We start from the raw sequence: 21,451 nt of genomic DNA on the forward strand, positions 1-21,451 counted from the left end.
CGAAAGCGGTCACACCGTGGATCATTCGCCGCCGCCGGTCCCACCGCCGGTGCTCGGCTGTGCCACGGCCAATGCCAGGCTGTTGGCCTGCAGGTTGCCGGTACCCGATGCCACGTTCACGCCGATGTTGCCGGACGCGCCGGAGAACGCGCTGCCGGACAGTGCCGAGGTGTTGGTCGCATTGACGTTCACCCAGCGGGTGGTGCTGACCGTGCCACTGAGGCTGGCATACAGGTCGGCCACGCCCAGCTCGACGAACTGGCTGGTGCCGCTTTCACGCGTATCGAAGCCCAGGCCACCCACTCCCGGCCGGTTCGGGTTCATCGTTGCGTTCTGGATCTCGTTGTCCAGATCGATGTGCCCGGTCGCATTGCCACCCGGATGCGGCAGATCGCCACTCCACGTATCGAGGTAGTAGTTGGCCATCTGGTAGGCATTGCCGGTGCCGCGATAGGTACCGGCACCCACGGCCAGGGTACCGCCAGCGACGCGACCGCTCAGGCCGACCTGCACCGTATCGGTGTAGGACTGCACGAAGCCGGCGTTGGACACGGTGTTGCCGGTGGACACCTGGTTGGAGCTGATGCTCGACTGCGCCATCGCACTGGTGGCTACCGATGCAGCAAGTGCGTTCTTCTGCTCGTTGTTGTTGCCCGAGGCGATGTTCACACCGATGTTGCCCGATGCACCGCCGAAGGCATTGCCACCGAGGCCAGCGGCGTTGGTGACGCCGGAGTTCATGGTGGTGTTGCCGAAGCCGGCCTGGTTGACGAACACCTCGGCGTCGGCCATGCCGAAGCTGAAGGAGGCATCCGCAGCCGACAGCGACGCAGCGTTGTCCTGCGCGTTGTTGTCACCAGCCACCACGTTGAAGCCGAGGTTGCCGGAGGCACCGGCGCCGACATCATCGGCGATCGAAGCACTGTTGGTGACCAGGCTGTTGCCGGTGAGGTTGTTGCTGATCGACTGGCGGTTGTCGATCACGGCGATGGCGGCCGAATCCAGATCGATGTCACCGGTGATGGTCGGATCGCCGGAGAAGTTGATGTCCGAACTCAGCCGCAGGTCCTTCTCCAGGTTCACGTCGACGCCGTGGTTGTTCTTTTCCTTGCGCTCGTCGGCCTGGATGTTGCTGTTCTTCTGCACCTGCTCGTTGACGTTCACCGTGCGATTGCGGGTCACGTTCGAGGTGTCGGTGTTGTTGCGTACCGTGGTGTTGCTGCGGGTCCAGTTGCGGACTTCGTTGTCGGTATGGTTGTGCGTGTCGTTGCGGGTTTCGGTCACGACGTGGTTGTGGTTGATGTTCGCATTGGCGTTCTGGTTGTCCCAGCCATTGGCCGCAGCAGCGGTCGAGGCAGTGGCAATTGCCATGGCGAGTACGGTCTTCTTGACAGTCGCTTTCATGGTGCCCTCTCTCATCAGTGATACATCGGGTGGGTGGTACTCACGGGTTGCCCTGCACGACCAGGCCCAGAACATTGGCCGTATCGTTTCGCGCTCCCGCGATCTGATTGAGTTGCAGGACACCGTCGAAGCCCCGCAGTGCCGTCGATGAAACGCCGACACTACGGATACCCGCCGCAACACCGTCACCGGCATCGCCCTGCCCCCCTGCTGACGCGATGTCCGAGGCGGCCAACGCCGTGTCATCGGATTCGCGTATTCCTTGCCGGGCCAGCGTCGCGCTGACGACATTGAGCGTCGTGTTGGCGATGCCGCTGGCCTGGTTGATCGATGCAATGCCACTGGCCCCTGCCAGCGCCTGTCCGGCGATGTGCGCGCTGGCTTCCAGTGGTGCCGACAGCACGACATCGTTGCTGTGCTGCTGCCGTGCGGCGATGGCCACGTCGGCGCGGTCGCCGCTGGCCATGCCATGCAGGTTGGCCTGGATGTTGAGATCGCCCGCAGCCTGGTTGATGGCGATGGCACCACTGGCACCGGCCAGCGCGCGGCCGTCGATGCGGGTCACATCGAGGTAGGCCAGCATGCCGCTGTAGTCGTCGGCCAGGGCTACGGCCGGCACTGCCAGCCAGGCCACCAGCAGCACTGCGCGCTTCACTTGCCACCCGCCTGCGCCGGTGCGCCCAGCGGGAACTGCGACAGTGCGCCGCGCACGGTATCGCCGATGCCGCGTGTGGTATTGCCGACCGCACCCAGCGGGCCGCTCATCGCACCGCTGAGGCTGCTGCCACTGATCATCCCCTCGCCCGAGCGGCCAAGGGTTCCGCCCAATGCCTGCTGGGTCACCCGCTCGACGGTGGTGACACCGTGCGCGTGCACGCTGCCGGACTGACCGGCGCCGAGACCGGCGTAGTCGTCGTCACTGAGTTCATCCATGCCGCTGGCGGCGCCGCTGCTGCCGAGTGCGGCGGCGATCTCCTGTTGCGGTTTCGGATCGGCGATCAACGCCACGCCGGGCGGCGCCATGCGGTAGGCCGGGCGCGTGGCCACGTCGCGCAACAGGACGATTTCGCCAGGCTGCGCCTTCACCCCTTGGCGGGCGCCCGAAGCAGCGGCCGCCAGCGGAACGGCCAGCACCAGCAGCAGCGCAAGCTGCCGGCCAGAAACAGTGATAAGGGTGGTGCTGCCGTCCATGCCGCTCTCCCGTTGCATATGCGAGGGGAATGAGCAGCTTTCGTGCCAACACCGGGAGGCCGTCGCAGCGGGGGTTTGACGGGTAACACCGCGGCGGCATGACGCCGCAGTGTTACAACTTCGTTCGGATTCCGTTCGCCTTAACGCGCAGGAAACACCACTGCGCAAGGCGCCACCGGGGCTGTATCAGCAGTGTTACAGGTACTGATACAGCCCGTTGCAGTGCCGCTTCAGGCGCGCGGCGGGCTCGGGTCGGGATCATCGATGCCGACGTTGGTGGACGGGTTGTCGTACACCGTCTGGTCGAGCAGGCCCGTTTCCTTGGCCACCAGCACCGGCACCAGCATCTGACCGGTCACATTCGTCATCGTGCGCATCATGTCCAGGATGCGATCGATCGCGTACAGATAGCCGATGGTTTCCAGCGGCAGGTTGGCCGCGCTCAGCACCACCGTCGCCATGATCACCGCCGTACCCGGCACGCCGGCGGTACCGAAGCTGCCCAGCACCGAAGCGATCAGCACCACCACGTACTGCTCGGGCGTCAGCGGCACACCGCTGTACTGGGCGATGAACACCGCGCACAGCGCCGGATAGATCGCGCCGCAGCCGTCCATCTTGATGCTCGCGCCCAGCGGCACCGCGAACGAACCGTAATCCTTGTTCACGCCCAGGTTGTGGGTGATCGAACGCAGCGCAACCGGCATCGCCGCGAAGCTGGAGGAGCTGACGAAGGCCACCTGCATGCCCGGCGCCGCACCGCGGAAGAACTTCAGCGGATTCAACCCGTGCGCCAGCAGCAGCGCGCTGTACACCACCACGATGTGCAGCGCGCAGGCCACGTACAGCGCCAGCACGAAGTGGCCCAGCGGCAGCAGCTTCTCGAAGCCATAGCTGCCGACCAGGCCGGCGATCAGGCCGAAGGTGCCGATCGGAGTGACTTCCAGCACGAAGCGGGTCACCTGGATCATGATGTCGCTCATCTGCCCGACCAGCTTGCGCGCTTCGGTCACCTTCTCGCCGAGCTTGACGATGGCAAAGCCGACCAGGCCTGCGAAGAAGATCACCGGCAGGATCGAACCACGGCCCGCCGCCAGCACGGTCTCACCGGCGGCGTTGACCTTGGTGCCGATACCCGACAGCGCGTAGAACACGTTGGACGGCACCACATCCAGCAGCACCTGCACCACGCTGGGCACTTCGCGCGGCACATAGTTGCTGGCCATCGACAGCTGCAGGCCACCGGCGCCGGGCTGCAGTACCGTACCCACGCCCAGGCCCACGCATACCGCGAGCGCGGCGGTGATCACGAACCACAGGAACGTGCGCCCGCTGAGCGCGGCGACCGATTTCTGGCCGTGCAGCGAAGAGATCGCGTTGATGACCGCGAAGAACACCAGCGGCACCGCGATCATCTTGATCAGGGTGACGTACAGCTCGCCGAGCGGGCCGAACCAGGTTTCAGCCGCCGGGCCAAGCGCCCAGCCGGCCAGCGCACCGAGCACGAAGCCACCGACCACGCGCTGCCAGAATGGAATCCGCAGCCAGGCAGAGACCAGCTTCATAGGCAATCCAAGGGGGTAGGAAGGGATGCTGGCACGATAGCCCAAGGCGGGCCGCAGAACGACCGCCCACGTGGCAAATCAGTGTGTCATCGGCATGCCTTGCGAGGCCGGGCATAATGAACGTCCCGTTTCACTTTGTGAGATCCCAGCGTCCATGCGTCGTTCCGTCTCCCTGTTGGCCGCCTGCGCCACGACCCTGCTGCTCGGCGCCTGCGCCAGCACCGCCCCCGCGTCCGCTCCGGCCGGCCTGAAGGTCAGCGTCGCCCCCGTTGCCCACCCTGCCGGTGAAACCCCGCAGTGGTGGTACCGCAGCGGTGCCGCCCAGGCAGCCGCCAATGGCGCGATGGCCGGCAAGGCCAAAAACGTCATCCTGTTCCTGGGTGATGGCATGAGCCTGACCACCGTGGCCGCCTCGCGCATCTACGAAGGCCAGCAGAAGGGCGGCTCGGGCGAAGAGAACCTGTTGTCGTGGGAGCGCTTCCCGGCCACCGCGTTCAGCAAGACCTACAACACCGATTCGCAGACGCCGGATTCGGCCGGCACCATGACCGCCATCACCACCGGCGTGAAGACCCACATGGGTGCGATCGGCGTCAGTGCCGGCAGCCGCACCGACTGCGCCGACAGCCTGTCCAAGGGCCTGCTGACCTGGCTGCAGCTGGCCGACAGCGCCGGCCTGGCCACCGGCGTGGTCTCCACCGCACGCCTGACCCATGCCACGCCGGCCGCGACCTACGCGCACTCGCCCGAGCGCAACTGGGAAAACGACACCGACCTGACCGAAGCGGCCAAGGCCGCCGGCTGCAAGGACATCGCCCAGCAGCTGCTGTCGACCTCGCGCTACGGCCGCGGCCCACTGGTCGCCCTGGGCGGTGGTCGCGGTGAGTTCACCACCGTGGAAGAGCGCGACCCCGAGTACGACGACAAGGTCGGCCAGCGCCTGGACGGCCGCAGCCTGGTGCAGGAATGGCAGCAGGCGCACCCACAGGGCGCCTACGTGTGGAACAGCAAGCAGCTGCAGGCCGCCGCCAACGCACCGGCGATTCTTGGCCTGTTCGAGCCGGACCACATGCGCTACGAGTACGAACGTCCGCAGGACCCGGCCGGTGAGCCGAGCCTGGCCGAGCTGACCGCTGCAGCGATCAAGAACCTGTCGCGCCATCAGGAAGGCTACGTGCTGATGATCGAAGGCGCGCGCATCGACCACGCCAACCACAGCGGCAACGCCTACCGTGCGCTGACCGAGACCGTGGCCCTGTCCGATGCCGTGCGCGTGGCCAACGAGCTGACCTCGGCCGACGACACGCTGATCATCGTCACCGCCGACCATTCGCACACCCTGAACTTCGTCGGCTACCCGGCCCGTGGCAACCCGATCCTGGGCAAGGTGAAGGACAAGGGCGGCGAAGACGGTGCGGGCAAGCTCGACCTGGCACTGGATGGCAACGGCCAGCCCTACACCACCCTGAGCTATGCCAACGGCCCCGGCCACACCGGCACCAGCAACCAGCAGCCGGCGGGCCCGAAGCGCTACCCGCACAACCCCAGCAGCTTCGAGCCGGCCAACGGCCGCCCGAACCTGCACGATGTCGATACCGAGCATCCGGACTACATGCAGGAAGCGTTGGTACCGATGAAGTCCGAATCGCATGGTGGCGAGGACGTCGGCATCTGGGCACGCGGCCCGGGCAGCAAGGCGATCCGCGGCACCCTGGAACAGAACGCGATCTACCACATGATCGTGCAGGCCACCCCTGCCCTGCGCGACCGCCTGTGCAAGGCCGGCACCTGCGACGACAAGGGCGTACCGGTGGAACTGCCGGCACCGGCCACCTTCGAGCGCAAGGCTGACAGCAAGTGATGGCCCGGCCGGCACGCCCTGCCCTGGCCAGCCTGCGCCATGTGCGCTGGCTGGCCCTGCTGGGCGTGCTGGCCAGTACCTGCGCGTCAGCGCAGGGGCCGGCCTGCAAGGTCATGACCGAAGAACACGGGTTGTGGATGCTGCCCGGCTGCGAGGTCGTCGATGGCAAGCCGCAGATCAGCGCGGACACCCTGCAGGATCTTCCCTACGACGGCGACGGCCTGGCGTTGGTACAGACCGCCGACGGCTTCCACTACGTCGACCGTCGCGGCCGCAGCCAGGCGGTGATCACCTGGGACAACGGCGCAGACTCCCTGCAGGAAGGCCTGTTCCGCGGCCGCGTCGGTGATCGCGTGGGCTACTTCAACGCTGCCTTCGAGCAGGTGATTGCGGCCACGTTCGATTTTGCCTGGCCATTCCAGGACGGCGTGGCCGAGGTCTGCAACGGCTGCCGCCGAGGCACGCCCGATGGCGACGGGCATACGCCGATGGAAGGCGGCGAGTGGTTCCGCATCGATCGTTCCGGTCGCCGGCTGAAGTAAGGGGTTTATCGGCAGGGCTGCGCCCTGCACCTGCCGAAACAACGGCAACAGCCGAGCAACAGCAACAGCGGCATTCTGTGGGATGGCGGGGCGGTGTCGGATTGCGGGGACGCCGTGAACCCGTCCATCGGGGCTTGGCAGCCGCATCCATGCGGCTGACACCCCGCAATCCGACACCGCCCCACCTCTGACAGTTTCCCGGTGCCCAGTAGATCCACGCCATGCGTGGATGAATCTCTTTCAGATATCGAAATCAATCTGGGGTCAGATCCGTTTTCCTACGGAAAACGGATCTGACCCCAAGAGCAATTCCGACAGATCGCGGGAAACTGTCGAAGGCGGGNNGTCCGCGGCATGGATGCCGCGGCCAAGCCCCCATGGATGGGTTTACGGCGTCCCCCGCAACCGGACCCACCCCGCCATCCCACGGACTGCCCGCTGTTGCTTTGGCCGTTGCCGTTGCCGTTGCTGCTCAGGTTGCCGGCCAGCGGCCGGCACTACCGCTTCGGCGGGTGCAGGGCGCCGCCCTGCCGACCCACCCTATACTTGCCGCCGTGACTGCCTTCCCGACCCTCGCTACGCTGGATGCACCGCTGCTGGTCGGTTACAGCGGCGGGCTCGATTCAACCGTGCTGCTGCACTGGCTGTGGCGATCGGCGCAGGCCGCCGGCACGCCACTGCGTGCCATCCATGTACACCACGGCCTGCAGCCCGCTGCCGATGACTGGGTGCGCCACTGCCAGCAGCAATGTGCTGCGCTGGGCATCGAGCTGGCCGTGCACCGCGTGCAGGTCACGCGTGAGGGCGGGCATGGGATCGAAGGTGCCGCCCGGCTGGCACGCCGCGCTGCATTCACCGCCGAGTTGCAGGCTGCGGAAACCCTGGCGCTGGCCCAGCACCAGGATGACCAGGCCGAAACCTTCCTGCTGCGCGCGTTGCGCGGCTCGGGCATTGATGGGCTGGCGGCGATGACCGCTGACAGCCACCTCGACGGCCATCGGCTGTGGCGGCCATTGCTCGATGTGCCTCGCAGCAGCCTGCAGACCTACGCCACGACTCACGGCCTGCAGTGGATCGAAGACCCCAGCAACGGCGAAGACCACGCTGACCGCAATTTCCTGCGTCTGCGGGTGTTGCCACTGCTGCGCCAGCGCTGGCCACACGCCACCGCCGCATTGGCGGGCAGCGCCGCGCATAGCGCGCAGACGCGCGCGCTGCTCGACGAAGAAGATGCCGAGCTGCTCGCTCACCTGGAAGTAGCACCACGGGTGCTGTCGTTGGAGCTGCTGCGCCAGGTCGCACCGGAACGTGCTGCGCGCGTGCTGCGTGCGTGGGTACGCCAGCACAACGCAGCGCCGCTGCCGGCGCATGTACTGCGGCAGGCACAGAACGAATTGATGGTCGCCGGCGCCGATCGGCAATCGCAGGTGCGTTGGCAACAGCACGCCATCCGCCAGTGGCGCCAGCACGCCTACCTGCTGCCGGCAGAGCTGCCGTCACTGCCGAAGGACTGGCAGGCGGCGTGGGACGGCCGCGCGCCGCTGCAGCTGCCCGACGGCGGCCAGCTGCGCCTGCTCGGCGCGGACGGCTTCGAACACCCGCTGCAACTGCGCGCCCGCCAAGGGGGCGAACGCATCGTGCTGCCCGGGCGTACGCATTCATCCGCGCTGAAGGACTGCCTGCAACGCGAACACCTGGCGCCCTGGCGACGCGCGCAGTTGCCCCTGCTGTTCGACGGTGGTCAGCTGCTGGCGGCCGCCGACGTGGTTGTTTCCGCACCGGCGCAGGCCTGGCTGCAGGCCCGCAATGCACAGTTGCAGTGGCATCCGGGCGGCTGGTGAATTGACCCTCGCGCGCGCGCCGTCCACACTTGTCGCATGGCCAAGAAGTCCCCCGAAAACGCCTCCCCGGTCGCCCAGTTCGAGCAGTCGCTCGAATCGCTGGAACAACTGGTGGAGCAGATGGAAACCGGCGAGCTGAGCCTGGAAGCGTCGCTCAGTGCTTACGAACGTGGTGTCGGTCTGTACCGCCAGTGCCAGCAGGCGCTGGAGCAGGCCGAACTGCGCGTGCGCCTGCTCAGCGATCCGGCCCAGCCCGAAACCGCCGAACCCTTCGATCCGCCCAGCCATGACGGCTGAGGCGTTGTTCGCGCGCTGGCGCGACCGTATCGAAAGCCAGCTCGACGCCGCCCTGCCCTCACCGGCCGAAGCCCCGCAACGCCTGCACCAGGCAATGCGCTATTCCGTACTCGGTGGCGGCAAGCGCATGCGTCCCTTGCTGGTCTATGCCGCCGGCCAGGTGTTCGGCGCCCCGTTGGACAAGCTCGATGCTGCAGCGATGGCGGTGGAGCTGATCCACGCCTACTCGCTGGTGCACGACGACCTGCCGGCCATGGACGACGACGCCCTGCGCCGTGGCAAGCCCACCACCCACATCGCCTTCGATGAAGCCACCGCCATCCTCGCCGGTGACGCACTGCAGACCCGTGCGTTCGGCCTGCTGGCCGATGCGCCGCTGCCGGCGGCATTGCGCGTGGCATGCCTGCAGACCCTGGCCCACGCCTCCGGCGCGGCCGGCATGTGCGGCGGCCAGGCGCTGGACATCGATGCCACCGGCCAGCAGCAGTCGCTGGCAGCGCTCACCCGCATGCATGCGCTGAAGACCGGTGCGCTGATCCGCGCTGCCGTGCGCATGGGCGCGCTGTGCGGTGAAGCGCCCGAACCCGTGCTGGCCCAGCTCGACGGCTTCGCCGATGCGCTCGGCCTGGCCTTCCAGGTCCGCGATGACATCCTCGATGTCGAAGCCAGTTCCGAGCAGCTGGGCAAGACCGCCGGCAAGGACCAGGCCCAGGACAAGAGCACCTTCCCTGCCCTGCTCGGCATGGACGGCGCCAAGGCGCAGCTGCGCGAACTGTCCGCGCACATGCAGCAGGCGCTGGCGGGCTATCACGAAGAAGCCGATGCGCTGCGCGCGCTGGCCACGCTGGCGGTGGAACGCGACCACTGAGGCAGCGTGCCGCCACCAACAAAAAACGCCCGGCAGTGCCGGGCGTTTTCGTATCCGCGTACAGCCTGTCTTACTTGATCAGGCGCAGTGCGAACGGGTAACGGTAAGCTTCGCCGTTGTTGGCCTTGACCGCAGCGATGATGCTGAAGACCAGGCTGATCAGGCCGACGATCGGCATCAGGATCGCGCCGATGACCACGATGGTCAGGATGATGCACACCACCATTGCGATGGCCACGGTGATCTGGAAGTTCAGCGCTTCCTTCGACTGCTCAGTGACGAAGGCCTTGCTGGCGTCATCCTTGTTGATCAGCCAGATGATCAGCGCGCCGATGAAACCGGTGAAGATGCCCAGCAGGTGCGCTGCCAGGGCCATGGTGCGCTGGTCGGCAGGCACGCTGCTCGCCGCCGGGACGTTCTCGAATTCGCTCACGACAAAACTCCTTTTTATTGGGTGGTCTTGACCGACCGGCGGCAAGCCGGTCGCGTCAGGCGGGCCTAGCTTACGCCATCAATGGCATCAATCATTGCCGGCGATCGTCATCCGTCCCACCAGGATCGAGCCGGTGCGGATATGCGAGCGCGGATCGACGTCGCTGCCAACCGCCTCGATGGCCATGAACATGTCGCGCAGGTTGCCGGCGATGGTGATGCCATCCACCGGATACTGGATCTGGCCGTTCTCCACGCGGAAGCCGCCGGCACCGCGCGAGTAGTCGCCGGTCACCCCGTTCACCCCCTGCCCCATCAGCTCGGTCACCAGCAGGCCGTTGCCCATCTGCGCGGCGATCTCCTGCAGCGAACCGGCATTGGCCGCCAGCTGCAGGTTGTGCACGCCGCCAGCATTGGCGGTGGTCTGCAGGCCCAGTTTGCGTGCCGAATAGCTGCCCAGCACGTAGCGCTGCAGCACGCCGTCGCGGACCAGGGCCGACGCACGCGTGGCCACGCCGTCGCCGTCGAAGGCGGCCGAGCGCAAGCCGCGGCGCAGGTGCGGCAGCTCCTCGATCTGCATCCAGTCGGGGAACAGCTGCTGGTCGACGCTGTCCAGAAGGAAGCTGGCCTGGCGGTACAGTGCGCCGCCGGACACCGCCGACAGCAGATGGCCCACCAGGCTGCGCGCCACTTCCGGCGCGTACAGCACCGGCATGCTGCCGGTCGGCAACGAGCGCGGCTGCAGGCGGGCGACCGTGCGCTCGGCGGCGCGGCGACCGACGCTGGCCGGATCTTCCAGGTCCTCGCGGGCCAGTGCGCCGGTGTACCAGCCGTCGCGCTGCATGCCATCGCCGGTACCGGCAATCAGCGCACAGCCGATCGAATGATGGGTACCGCGCTCGCGGCCGATGAACCCATGCGAATTGGCGTAGACCGACACGCTCTGCATGCTCGACACCGAGGCGCCATCGGAATTGCGGATCTGCGCATCGGCTTCGCGGCCCGCGGCCTCGCAGGCCAGTGCCAGGTCCACCGCCTCGTCGGCCTGCAGCTCCCAGGGGTGCCAGCCGTCCAGTTCGGGGAAGTCGCGGGCCATCAACCCCGCCTCGGCCAGGCCGGCGGCCGGGTCGTCCTCGGTATGGCGGGCGATCGCGCAGGCCTGCTCGACGGTGGCCAGCAGGCTGGCCTCATGCAGGTCGGCGGTGCTGGCACTGCCCTTGCGCTGGCCGAAGTAGACGGTCACGGCAATGCCGCGGTCACGGGTGGACTGCACGGTCTCGACCTCGCCGAGACGCACATTGACCTCCAGCCCGCGGTCCTCGCTGCAGCTGACCTCGGCCTGGCTGGCGCCCAGCGCGCGGGCACGCTGCAGCAGCTGCTGGGAGATGTCGGCCAGCCGTTCCAGCCTGGCCGGGCTGTCGTCGCCGACGGCAACTTCAGGGGCGATCACGTTCAATGCTTTATCCTGTGCGGGTTGGGCCCGGCATCACGCCGGGCGACTTTTTTTGAAATCAGGTATGGACGATGCGCGGACGCGACGAAGAAACCGGTGAATTCCACGACAAGAGCCGCAGCCAGAACCGGCGCGATGCGCTCGACGTCCTGGCCCTGGGCGAGAAGCTGGTGTCGCTGACCCCGGCCCAGCTGGCGCGCCTGCCGATCCCGGAGGACCTGCTGCCGCACATCGCCGAGTGCAAGCGGATTACCGCCCATATCGCGCACAAGCGGCAGCTGGCGTTCCTGGCCAAGCACATGCGCCGCGAGGACGATGCCGCGCTGGACGCGATCCGCGATGCGCTGGACGCCAACAGCGACACCGGCCGCCGCGAAGTGGCGATGATGCACCGTGCCGAAGACTGGCGCGAACGCCTGATGAACGAGGGCGACACCGCGCTGGCCGCACTGCTCAACGATTACCCGCAGGCCGACCGCCAGCAGCTGCGCACGCTGGTGCGCAACGCCCAGGCCGAAAAGGCCAAGAACAAGCCGCCGCGCGCCTACCGCGAAATCTTCCAGGTGCTGCGCGCGCTGATGCTGCCGGCCGCGCTGGGCCTGAAGGCATCCGGTGAGGATGTCGAGGCGGACGCGCCGGTCGACGACGCCGACGAGGACTGAGTCCCCGTCGGGCATGGCGGTGGCGGTGGCCATCGCCGTGCTCAGGCCTGGGTACCGCCGACGGTGATGCCCTCGATCAGCAGCGAAGGCTGGCCGACACCGACCGGCACACTCTGCCCGTCCTTGCCGCAGATACCCACGCCCTCGTCCAGGGCCAGGTCGTTGCCGACCATACGCACCTTCTGCATGGTTTCCGGGCCGTTGCCGATCAGGGTCGCGCCCTTCACCGGAGCGGTGATCCGGCCATCCTCGATCAGGTAGGCCTCGGTGGCCGAGAACACGTACTTGCCGCTGGTGATGTCGACCTGGCCGCCACCGAAATTGACCGCGTACAGACCCTTCTTCACCGAACGGATCATTTCCTGCGGATCGTGCTGGCCGGCGCGCATGTAGGTGTTGGTCATGCGCGGCATGGTCATGTGCGCGAACGATTCGCGTCGACCATTGCCGGTCGGCGCCACGCCCATCAGCCGCGCGTTGAGGCTGTCCTGCATGTAGCCGACCAGGATGCCGTCCTCGATCAGCGTGGTGCACTGGGTCGGATGGCCTTCGTCATCGATGTTGAGTGAACCACGGCGCCCATCCAGGGTGCCGTCGTCGACGATGGTCACGCCCGGGGCGGCCACGCGCTCGCCGATCCTGCCGGCGTAGACGCTGGTGCCCTTGCGGTTGAAGTCACCTTCCAGGCCATGGCCGACCGCCTCGTGCAGCAGCACGCCCGGCCAGCCCGGCCCCAGCACTACCGGCATCACCCCGGCCGGTGCCGGCACCGCCTCCAGGTTCACCAATGCCTGCCGCAGCGCCTCGCGGGCGAAGGCTTCCGGGCGGCCATCGGCAAACAGCACTTCATAGCCGTAGCGACCACCGCCGCCGGCATAACCCGACTCGCGGCGACCGTTCTGTTCAACGATCACCTGCACGTTCAAGCGCACCAGCGGGCGCACATCGGCGCCCAGCACACCATCGGTGCGAGCAACCAGCACGGTATCGACGCCACCGGACAGGCTGACCATCACCTGCTTCACGCGCGGGTCGGCCGCGCGCAGGTAACCGTCCAGGCGCTTGAGCACCTCGACCTTGGCTTCGTTGCCGAGGCCGTCGATCGGGTCCAGTGCCGGATACAGCACGCGCGCATCGCCGCGCAGCAGCGAGCGTCCGGTCTGTGCGCCACCTTCGCGCGAGATCGCACGTGCCGACTGCGCCGCCGCCAGCAGTGCACCGGCGTGGATGTCATCGGAATAGGCAAAGCCGGTCTTCTCGCCGGCAATCGCGCGCACGCCCACGCCCTGCTCGATGGAATGGGCGCCGTCCTTGACGATGCCGTCTTCCACGCTCCAGCTTTCGCGCCGGGCATGCTGGAAATACAGGTCGCCGAAGTCCACACCGGGGCCGAGCAGTTGGCCGAAAGTGCGCTCCAGGCCGGCGGTATCCAGGCCACCGGGGCGCAACAGGCGATCTTGGGCAAGCGTCAGGGCGTTGTCAGTCATGGTCTCGATCTGGGGGTGTGAAGGCGGCCAGGCAAGTCCGCCGGGGAAACGGGGACGCCGGGCTCAGCGCGGCGGCGGTTCGGTGACGGTCGGCGGCACGGCCGGCAATGGTTGTATGCGCGGCGGCGGTGCCGGCGCTGGCGCGCGTTCGCGGCTGCGCTCGATCACTTCCACCTTGGGCTCCTTCCACGGGCCGGTCACCTTGTAGGTGCGGGCGCCGATCTCGCCCAGTGGCTTGGACAATACCGCATTGGTGGCGGCGCCCAGCGCCGCACCGACCGGGCCACCGGCCACCGCGCCGACCACGGTGAGCAGGTTGCCCGCGCGCGGGTTGACGTCGATGGTCTGGTCGAACTGCTGCTTGCGCAGGTCGGCCTCGCCACGGATGGTGATGTTCGCTGCCGGCCCTTCGATCAGCACCTTGTCGGTACGCGCCATGCCCTCGCCGAACTGCACGCTGCCCTCGACCTGGTTGAACGCGAAGCCCTTGGAGAAAAAATCGCGGAAGTCGAACATCAGCCGTCGCGGCAGCTGGGCGACGCTGAGCAGGCCCAGCACGCGGCCGGCACCCGGTTCCAGCTCCAGCAACTGGCCATTGCGGGCGTTCACATCGAGCTGGCCCTGCAGGTTGCCCAGCTGGAAATCGGAAGGACCACCGGGCCACGACGCCTGCAGCTGGGCGTGGCCGGAGCCGCCGCGCAGCTGGCCGCCGTAGTCGAGGTTCTGCAGCAACCCGCCGAGGTCTTCACTGCGCACCTGCGCATCAAGCGCGGTGCGCGAGCCGCCGCCCTTGCCGAGCCAACGGCCGCGGATGTCGATCTCCTGGCTGGGGGCACGGAAGCGCAGTTCTTCCACGCTCAGGCCATTGGCGACCGGCCGCGTGCGCAGCACTGCCTGGCCCAGCACGACCTTGCCGAACTTCAGGTCGGCGATGTCCAGCGCGAACGACGGCAGCTTGGCCGGGTCCATGTCGTCGGCACCGGCCTGCACCCGTGCCGGTGCCGCGGTTGCTCCGGGAAGGGTCGGCAACGATTGCCAGTACACCCGCTCGAGCTGGCCGCTGATGGTGCCGCCATCGGCGTTGGGTACGGTCAACTTGCCGGCCAGCGAGGGGCCATCCAGGCGCACGTCCAGCGCCTGCGGGCCGGGGTGCAGCTGCAGGCGGGTCTGCTCGAACACGCCGCCGATCAGCATCAGCTGGCCGACCTGCACGTCAACCGCGCGCAGCGGCATCGGATCGCCATCGCCGCCGGCGCCACGGGCCAGGCCAATCCATTCCAGCGCATCCAGCGTCGGGCTGCGGCCATTGATGGTCAGCCCGCTGGGCGGCGGTTCGCGGTCAACACGGTCGCTGCCCAGGGTGACCTGCACGCCGGTCTGGTTGTTGTGGCTGCGCGCGGCCAGCGCCAGACGCTGGCCGAATGCCACGTCGATGCGGCCAGCGCCCATCGGCAACTGCGCGGCCACGGTGGTCGGCAGCGGCTCGCTGGCCGGCTTCTGCAGCGGTGCCGGCAGGTCCAGGCGGGTGCCCACCAGGTCCGAGCGCAGGCGCAACTCGCTTGGTGGTGCGGGCGCACCCGGTGCGACCTTCGGCAGGTTCACCGCGATGGTCCACGGCGAGGTGCCATTGATGTAGGGCTTCAGCCAGGCCATTTCCGGTGCGCGGTCGATCAGCACGCCCGCATCGAGCGTGGCGGCCAGTTCCGATTCGAAGGCCAGCTTGGGGTCACGCACGAAACCACCGGCGCGCAGGCTCAGCCGGCCGTCCTGGCCGAGGTGGCGCACGGTCAGCTCCTCGGCGGCGAAGCCGGCGTTGCTGTAGCGGGCCTGCCCGCGCATGTTGTCGAATTCCAGCTGGAAGCGCTTGTCGACCAGCTTCAGCCCGGCCAGGTCCACCGTGCCCTGCAGGTGGCCACCACCCTGGTCATGATGCAGAGGCTGCAGCAGGTCGAAATGCACGTTGGCTGGGCCGCTTGCCGCGAGGCTGTCCAGGGTGTCGCCGTATTCCTTGTGCAGCGGGCTCTGCCGCAGCATAGCCAGCAGCTTGCCGGCATCGCCCTGGCTGTCGGCGCGCACGTACAGGGGTTGCTGGCCGAAATCCTGGATGCCGGCTTCGAACTTCTGTACCGCTACGCCGGCCAGATCGCCGCGGCCCTGCATGTGGAAGCCGGGGCCGATGAAGGCGACATCGGCGTCCACCTGGCTCATCAGCGGCCAATCATGCTGGAAGCGGATGTCACCGTTGGTGATGTGGCCGGCAGCCTCGAAGCGGCCGTCGTTGTTGTCGAACGGCCAGTCGTCCAGGTCACCGCTGACCAGGCCGATGCCGTTGCGCACCTGGCCACCGGCCAAGGCCATGTCCAGCCAGTCGGTGGCGCCCTTGCTCATTTTGGAATGGATCCAGAAACGCTTGGCGGCGGTCATCGGCACGTCGTCCAGCTTGGCCGCCAGCTGCATCCACGGCCGGGTGCCATCGCCCTGGAACCAGAGGCCACCGCGCACGTCGGCGGCATAGTCGGTGCCTTCCACGCGCATCGCCGGGGTGCCGATGCGCCAGCCACCGGCCTCGTCGCGCCAACCGACGATCTGCCCGGCCAGATGCAGATCGTGGCGCACACCGAAACCGGTCGGCCAATCGAACTGCAGCTGGCGTTGCGGCTGCAGCTGCAGGCTGAAGCCATCGGCATCGCCCTCGAAGCGGCCGCCCAGGCCGCGCAGGCCCGGCGAGTTGCCAACGCTGGCAAAGCCCAGCGACTGCAGCTCGCCCTGTACCCACAACGGGCCATCCTGCTGACCGCGCACCTGCAGCTGCGCCACGTCCAGCTGCGGCTTGGCCAGGTACAGCCAATGGCGCAGGCCCGCATCCAGCCGGTCGCTGAGTGCCAGCGCGCGCAGCGCGAGACCCGCCTGCGCCGCCCCGGCCTGCACCTGCATCTGCTTGCCCATCCGCACGTGCAGGCCGTCCAGCTGCTGCTGGCTGCCCTCGGCCTGCAGGCGCAGGCGCGGCACCTGCAGCGCCCACCCGTCTGCGGTCCGCTGCCAGCGCAGGCGCGCCTGCAGCCGTTGCAGCTGCATCTGCGGACCCGCGATGCCGGGCATCGGTGCGCCTTCGATACGCAGATCGCGCAGGTCCGAATCGGTGGTCAGCGCCACCGGCGCGAAATCACGCAGGGTCAGCCACAGGTTGAGTTCGCCCTTGCCCTCGCGCAGGCGCATGCCACCGGCCGCCAGCAACGGCGACCAGGCGCGGAAATCAATCGGGTCGGCACCGAGCCAGGCCTGGCCGTTGCCGCGCTGGCGATCCAGGTCCAGCACCGCCGTCAGCGGCAAGGCGTCGATCTGTGCCCAGGCACGCACGCCCACCCGCAGGCGGTCGCCATCCACGCGCAGGCGCAGATCGATGCGTGGCAGGTTGGCGTCGACGCCCAGCGCAGGTGCATGCACGCCCAGGCGGCCGCCTATCACCTGCAGTTCGCCCAGCCGGCGTAACGCATCCAACGGATCGCCGCCAGCACTGGACTGCGGCAGGCCACGCACCGACCAGCGCCCATCGGCAGCCTGCTGCAGATCCAGTGCCAGGCCGCGCAGGCGCAGTTCGGTCAGCGAGCGGCCCGGCAACAGGCCGCTGTACATCGACACCAGCACTTCGGCTTCGCCGATGGCCAGCCCCTGGCCCGCGCCGATGCGCAGGCCCTTCAACTGCAACAGTGGACCGCGTCGGGTCCAGGTGGTGTCCAGGCGTTCGAAGCGCACCGGTTGTCCGGCGCGCGCGCTCAGCCAGGCCGCGATCCTGTCCGGATGGCGCTCAGCCAGCGGCAGCAGCTGGCTGAGGGTACCGACCAGCAGGGCAAGCCCGACCAGGCCGACCGCGCATGCGGCGATGAAATGACGGCGGATCCTTCGCAGTCGCAGGCGCGGCGGCGCGCTCATCGGCCACCGAAAGCAGACAGTCGGCCTGGATCAGAGCAGAACAACATCGAACTGCTCCTGCAGGTACTGCTCATCCGCCTGGAAGCGGATGCTCTTGCCGAGGAACTCCTCCAGCTCGGCCACCGCCGTGGATTCCTCATCGGTGATCCGCGCCACCACCTTGCTGGAGGCGATCACCAGCAGGCGCGCGGCATCGAACTGGCGCACCGCACGGGTGATCTCGCGGAAGATCTCGTAGGTCACCGTTTCGGTGGTCTTGATGGTGCCGCGGCCACTGCACTGCGGGCAGGTCTCCGACAGCTGGCGCTCCAGGCTTTCCACCGTGCGCTTGCGGGTCATCTCCACCAGCCCCAGCGGCGAGAAGTCGTACACCGTGGTCTTGGCGTGGTCGCGGGCCAGCGCCTTTTCCAGGGTACGCAGCACCTGGCGGCGATGCTCGGCGTCATCCATGTCGATGAAGTCGATGATGATGATGCCGCCCAGGTTGCGCAGGCGCAGCTGCCTGGCCACCGCCTGCGCGGCCTCCAGGTTGGTGCGGAACACCGTCTCTTCCAGGTTGCGCTGGCCGAGGAACGAGCCGGTATTGACGTCGATCGTGGTCATCGCCTCGGTCTGGTCGATCACCAGATAGCCACCCGACTTCAGCGGTACCTGCTTGTCCAGCGCACGGCCGATCTCGTCCTCGACCCCGAACATGTCGAAGATCGGACGATCGCCGCTGTACAGCTCGATCTTCTCGGCCAGCACCGGCATGTACTTGGCCACGAAGGCCTGCAGCTGGGCGAAAGTCTCCTTCGAGTCCACCTTCACCTTGTCCACGTCCTTGCGGATCAGGTCGCGCACCGAGCGCAGCGGCAGGCTCAGGTCTTCATAGATGTTGCTGCACGACGCCGCCTCGCGGCCGCGACGCTCGACCACGTTCCATACCCGTGACAGGTAGGCGATGTCTTCGGCGATGGCCTCGGCCGGCTGGCCCTCGGCATTGGTGCGCACGATGTAGCCGTAGCCGCCGTGCTGGGCCGACAGTTCGGTCACCAGCGCCTTCAGCCGTGCGCGCTCGCCTTCGTCCTCGATACGCGCCGACACGCCCACCACCTTCGATTGCGGCAGCAGCACCATGTAGCGCGAGGGGATGCTGATCTGGGTGGTCAGGCGTGCGCCCTTGGTCCCGATCGGATCCTTCACCACCTGCACCACGATGTCCTGGCCGTCGCGCAACAGTTCCACGATCGGCACGCTGGACGGCGGCGGCAGGGTCGTGTTCTCGGTATCGGCACTGGCCACCGGCGCCGGCCGCACCACGTCGTTGGCGTGCAGGAACGCGGCGCGGTCCAGCCCCACTTCGACGAAGGCCGCCTGCATGCCCGGCATGACCCGCTGCACCTTGCCCTTGTAGATGTTGCCGACCACACCCCGGCGCCAACCGCGCTCGATGTGCAGTTCCTGCAGCATGCCGTTCTCGATCACCGCGACCCGGGTTTCGCGCGGGGTCACATTGACCAGGATTTCCTCAGACATCGGCAGCCTCCCTGGCGGCATCAGCAGTTGGGGCCAGCACGCCGCAGCGGGCCAGCAGACGATCGGTATGCAGCAACGGCAGCCCCATGACGCCGGAGTAGCTGCCGGAAAGGTGTTCGATCCAGCGCTCGGCGCCGCCCTGGATGGCATAGGCGCCCGCCTTGTCCAGCGGCTCGCCGGTGGCGACGTAGGCGGCGATGTCGGCCGCATCGATCGCGGCGAAGGTGACCTCGGAAACGACCAGTTCGCTGTCCAGCCCCTGCGCGCCCACCACTACCACGGCGGTCATCACCTGATGGGTGCGCCCGGCCAGCCGCGCCAGCATGGCCCGCGCGTCGGCGGCGTCGACCGGCTTGCCGAACACGTCGCCATCGAGCACCACTTCGGTATCCGAGCCCAGCACCCGTGCCTGCGGGTCCTCGGCCAGCACCCGCGCCAGGCCGGCGCGCGCCTTGTCGGCGGCGACCCGGCACACATAGTCCTGGGCACTTTCAGAGGCCGCGCGCTGCTCGACGACCTCCAGGTCCAAGGCCTGGAAAGGGCGTCCGAGTCGGGCCAGCAGCTGGTTGCGTCGGGGGGAGCGGGAAGCAAGATAGAGCATCGACACAGCATAACCTGACGCCGGTACCTGAATCGTCGGACAATCCTTCCCCGGCGCCTGCAACCCCGAACGGACTCACAGCGCGTTCATCGCTACGACACCACCCTCACCGCCACAACAAGGAGATCCCATGCGCCGCACCGCCACCCCGCTGCTGCTTGCCCTGTCCCTCGCTCTTGGAGCTTCGATGACCGCCCATGCCGACCCGTCGTCGCCGTCGATCGCCGCAGCGGCCGAAGGCACGCTGCTGAACATCTCGGCCAACGCCGAAGCCACCCGCGTGCCGGACGTCGCCACCCTGTCGGCCGGCGTGGTCACCCAGGCCGCCGACGGCAACAGCGCGATGCGCCAGAACGCCCAGCAGATGGACAAGGTACTGGCCGCGATCAAGGCCGCCGGCATCGCCGAGCGCGACGTGCAGACCAGCGGCGTCAGCCTCAACCCGCAGTACCGTTACGCCGACAACGAAGCACCGAAGATCACCGGCTACCAGGCCAGCAACACCGTCAGCCTGAAGGTCCGCGACATCGCCAAGCTCGGCAAGGTGCTGGACGCGCTGGCCGCGCAGGGCGCCAACCAGATCAACGGCCCGCAGTTCGAGATCGACCAGCCCGAACCGGTCTATGACGAAGCCCGCCTGGCGGCACTGAAGAAGGCCCAGGCCCGCGCCCAGACCTATGCGAAGTCGCTTGGCCTGCAGGTGCGCCGTATTGTCAGCATCTCCGAGAACGCTGGTGGCGGTTTCCGCCCGCCGATGATGATGCGATCGATGGCAGCGGGCGCGGCGATGGACAAGGCCACCCCGGTCGCCCCGGGTGAGTCGACCGTCTCGGTCAACCTGGACGTGGTGTTCGAACTGGGCCGCTGAAGCCCCTGCCCGCTTCCTGCAACGGCGCCCTGCGGGGCGCCGTTTTCGTTTCCGTCGTCGCCGTGCCCGCCCCGCTAGATGAAGGCCAGCTCAACGCTGCCGCCCCTGCCTCTAGGCAGTGGTAGAGGCGGCGCGCTAATGATTGACTGCCAGCCGCGTGCGGCAACCCCGATGGCGGCCCTGGTGCGTTGAGGACTTCGACACTGGCATGGAGGTGGACCATGGTTCGTACGTATCCCGTAGTACCCCTGCACTTCGATCCTGCCCGCGTTGCCGCCTGGAGTGCGGCCATCGCCCTGCATCTGCTTGCGTTCCTGATGTTGCTGATTCCGGCGACCTACCAGGCCGTCACCGCACTTCCCCGCGACCAGACCACGATCCGGTTCATTCCGAAGGAAGACCCGAAGCCGCCGGTACCGCTGCCGACCGAACCCGAAAAGGTGGAGGTGGTGCACAAGCGGCAGGCCACGCCGGTGCCCGCACCGCTGCCGACGCCTACCGCCACCGTTGAGGAGGCCCAGGGCATCATCCTGCCAGCGGCCGAGCCGACAGTGGTGCAGACGGCGCCGACGATCGCCCCGTCCACGCCGTTGGCCGGTGCCCAGCTGCAGTACCGCAGCAACCCGCCGCCCAGCTACCCGATCCAGGCGCTGCGCAACCACGAGCAGGGCACGGTGCTGCTGCGGGTGGAGGTGGACCCCAGCGGGCAGCCGGTGAATGTCAGCATCGAACGCAGCAGCGGCTCGCGCAGCCTGGACCAGGCCGCGCGCCAGCAGGTGCTGCGCCACTGGCGTTTCGTGCCGGCCGAGCGTGATGGCATGGCCGTTCCGGCCATCGGCATGGTGCCAGTCCAGTTCTCCCTGCCCGACTGAGTCAGAGGCCGGCCCGGCAGTGCGCCGGGCCGGCCACAACGGTGAATGGGCCGGAACAG

The 21,451-nt window shown here is 67.9% G+C and carries 18 protein-coding genes; 8 read left to right on the forward strand and 10 right to left on the reverse strand.

Features of this window, described 5'->3' with window-relative positions; genetic code table 11:
• Positions 1-21 precede the first annotated feature (21 nt).
• The 4 genes from H3005_RS19090 to H3005_RS19105 all read right to left on the reverse strand — a co-directional run bounded on the left by H3005_RS19090 (position 22) and on the right by H3005_RS19105 (position 4,160).
• On the reverse strand, positions 22-1,404 hold the full coding sequence (locus H3005_RS19090; RefSeq protein ID WP_089236356.1) for an adhesin: 1,383 nt from the start codon (positions 1,402-1,404) through the stop codon (positions 22-24).
• A 40-nt stretch (positions 1,405-1,444) separates the two neighbouring features.
• Positions 1,445-2,059, reverse strand: a complete 615-nt coding sequence (locus H3005_RS19095) for a hypothetical protein (protein ID WP_191078784.1) — start codon at positions 2,057-2,059, stop codon at positions 1,445-1,447.
• Positions 2,056-2,595, reverse strand: a complete 540-nt coding sequence (locus H3005_RS19100; RefSeq protein WP_100553148.1) for a hypothetical protein — start codon at positions 2,593-2,595, stop codon at positions 2,056-2,058. Before H3005_RS19100 ends, H3005_RS19095 begins: the two co-directional genes overlap by 4 nt.
• A 230-nt stretch (positions 2,596-2,825) precedes the next feature.
• Complete coding sequence (locus tag H3005_RS19105; protein WP_025876066.1) at positions 2,826-4,160, reverse strand: dicarboxylate/amino acid:cation symporter; 1,335 nt, start codon at positions 4,158-4,160, stop codon at positions 2,826-2,828.
• Between the two features lie 154 nt (positions 4,161-4,314).
• Between H3005_RS19105 and H3005_RS19110 the strand changes: the two genes are divergently transcribed.
• The 5 genes from H3005_RS19110 to H3005_RS19130 all read left to right on the forward strand — a co-directional run bounded on the left by H3005_RS19110 (position 4,315) and on the right by H3005_RS19130 (position 9,569).
• On the forward strand, positions 4,315-6,021 hold the full coding sequence (locus tag H3005_RS19110) for an alkaline phosphatase (RefSeq protein ID WP_100553149.1): 1,707 nt from the start codon (positions 4,315-4,317) through the stop codon (positions 6,019-6,021).
• Positions 6,018-6,563 (forward strand): WG repeat-containing protein, encoded by a 546-nt coding sequence (locus tag H3005_RS19115; protein WP_100553150.1) that lies wholly within the window; start codon positions 6,018-6,020, stop codon positions 6,561-6,563. The genes H3005_RS19110 and H3005_RS19115 overlap by 4 nt, the downstream gene beginning before the upstream one ends.
• A 554-nt stretch (positions 6,564-7,117) precedes the next feature.
• Positions 7,118-8,404: a tRNA lysidine(34) synthetase TilS gene (gene tilS / locus H3005_RS19120; RefSeq protein WP_331273780.1), complete on the forward strand. Its 1,287-nt coding sequence runs from the start codon at positions 7,118-7,120 to the stop codon at positions 8,402-8,404.
• 36 nt (positions 8,405-8,440) lie between these two features.
• Positions 8,441-8,701, forward strand: a complete 261-nt coding sequence (locus H3005_RS19125; RefSeq protein WP_006381978.1) for an exodeoxyribonuclease VII small subunit — start codon at positions 8,441-8,443, stop codon at positions 8,699-8,701.
• A complete protein-coding gene (locus H3005_RS19130) occupies positions 8,691-9,569 on the forward strand; it encodes a farnesyl diphosphate synthase (RefSeq protein WP_100553153.1) in 879 nt (292 codons plus the stop codon). The genes H3005_RS19125 and H3005_RS19130 overlap by 11 nt, the downstream gene beginning before the upstream one ends.
• 70 nt (positions 9,570-9,639) lie before the next feature.
• Here H3005_RS19130 and H3005_RS19135 read toward each other — a convergent pair whose 3' ends face one another.
• Positions 9,640-10,002: a DUF4870 domain-containing protein gene (locus H3005_RS19135; RefSeq protein WP_191078786.1), complete on the reverse strand. Its 363-nt coding sequence runs from the start codon at positions 10,000-10,002 to the stop codon at positions 9,640-9,642.
• Between the two features lie 87 nt (positions 10,003-10,089).
• Positions 10,090-11,457, reverse strand: a complete 1,368-nt coding sequence (gene pmbA / locus H3005_RS19140; protein ID WP_191078787.1) for a metalloprotease PmbA — start codon at positions 11,455-11,457, stop codon at positions 10,090-10,092.
• 68 nt (positions 11,458-11,525) lie between these two features.
• On the opposite strand from pmbA, the gene yjgA reads away from it, so the two are divergent.
• Positions 11,526-12,116 (forward strand): ribosome biogenesis factor YjgA, encoded by a 591-nt coding sequence (gene yjgA, locus H3005_RS19145; RefSeq protein WP_089236366.1) that lies wholly within the window; start codon positions 11,526-11,528, stop codon positions 12,114-12,116.
• A 41-nt stretch (positions 12,117-12,157) separates the two neighbouring features.
• Here yjgA and tldD read toward each other — a convergent pair whose 3' ends face one another.
• From tldD to H3005_RS19165, 4 genes are all read right to left on the reverse strand, one after another.
• Positions 12,158-13,603: a metalloprotease TldD gene (gene tldD / locus H3005_RS19150; protein WP_191078788.1), complete on the reverse strand. Its 1,446-nt coding sequence runs from the start codon at positions 13,601-13,603 to the stop codon at positions 12,158-12,160.
• Positions 13,604-13,666: 63 nt separating this feature from the next.
• A complete protein-coding gene (locus H3005_RS19155; protein WP_191078789.1) occupies positions 13,667-17,533 on the reverse strand; it encodes a YhdP family protein in 3,867 nt (1,288 codons plus the stop codon).
• Between the two features lie 30 nt (positions 17,534-17,563).
• Positions 17,564-19,051, reverse strand: coding sequence for a ribonuclease G (gene rng / locus H3005_RS19160; protein WP_108265705.1), 1,488 nt, complete (start codon positions 19,049-19,051; stop codon positions 17,564-17,566).
• Complete coding sequence (locus tag H3005_RS19165) at positions 19,044-19,652, reverse strand: Maf family nucleotide pyrophosphatase (RefSeq protein WP_191078790.1); 609 nt, start codon at positions 19,650-19,652, stop codon at positions 19,044-19,046. The genes rng and H3005_RS19165 overlap by 8 nt, the downstream gene beginning before the upstream one ends.
• A gap of 130 nt (positions 19,653-19,782) precedes the next feature.
• Between H3005_RS19165 and H3005_RS19170 the strand changes: the two genes are divergently transcribed.
• Positions 19,783-20,520, forward strand: a complete 738-nt coding sequence (locus H3005_RS19170) for an SIMPL domain-containing protein (protein ID WP_100553160.1) — start codon at positions 19,783-19,785, stop codon at positions 20,518-20,520.
• A gap of 221 nt (positions 20,521-20,741) precedes the next feature.
• Positions 20,742-21,392, forward strand: a complete 651-nt coding sequence (locus tag H3005_RS19175; protein ID WP_100553161.1) for an energy transducer TonB — start codon at positions 20,742-20,744, stop codon at positions 21,390-21,392.
• The last annotated feature ends 59 nt before the right edge of the window (positions 21,393-21,451 follow it).

Origin of the sequence: Stenotrophomonas sp. Br8, from assembly GCF_014763005.1 — a bacterium.
In the GTDB taxonomy this organism is placed as follows: Bacteria; Pseudomonadota; Gammaproteobacteria; order Xanthomonadales; family Xanthomonadaceae; genus Stenotrophomonas; species Stenotrophomonas lactitubi.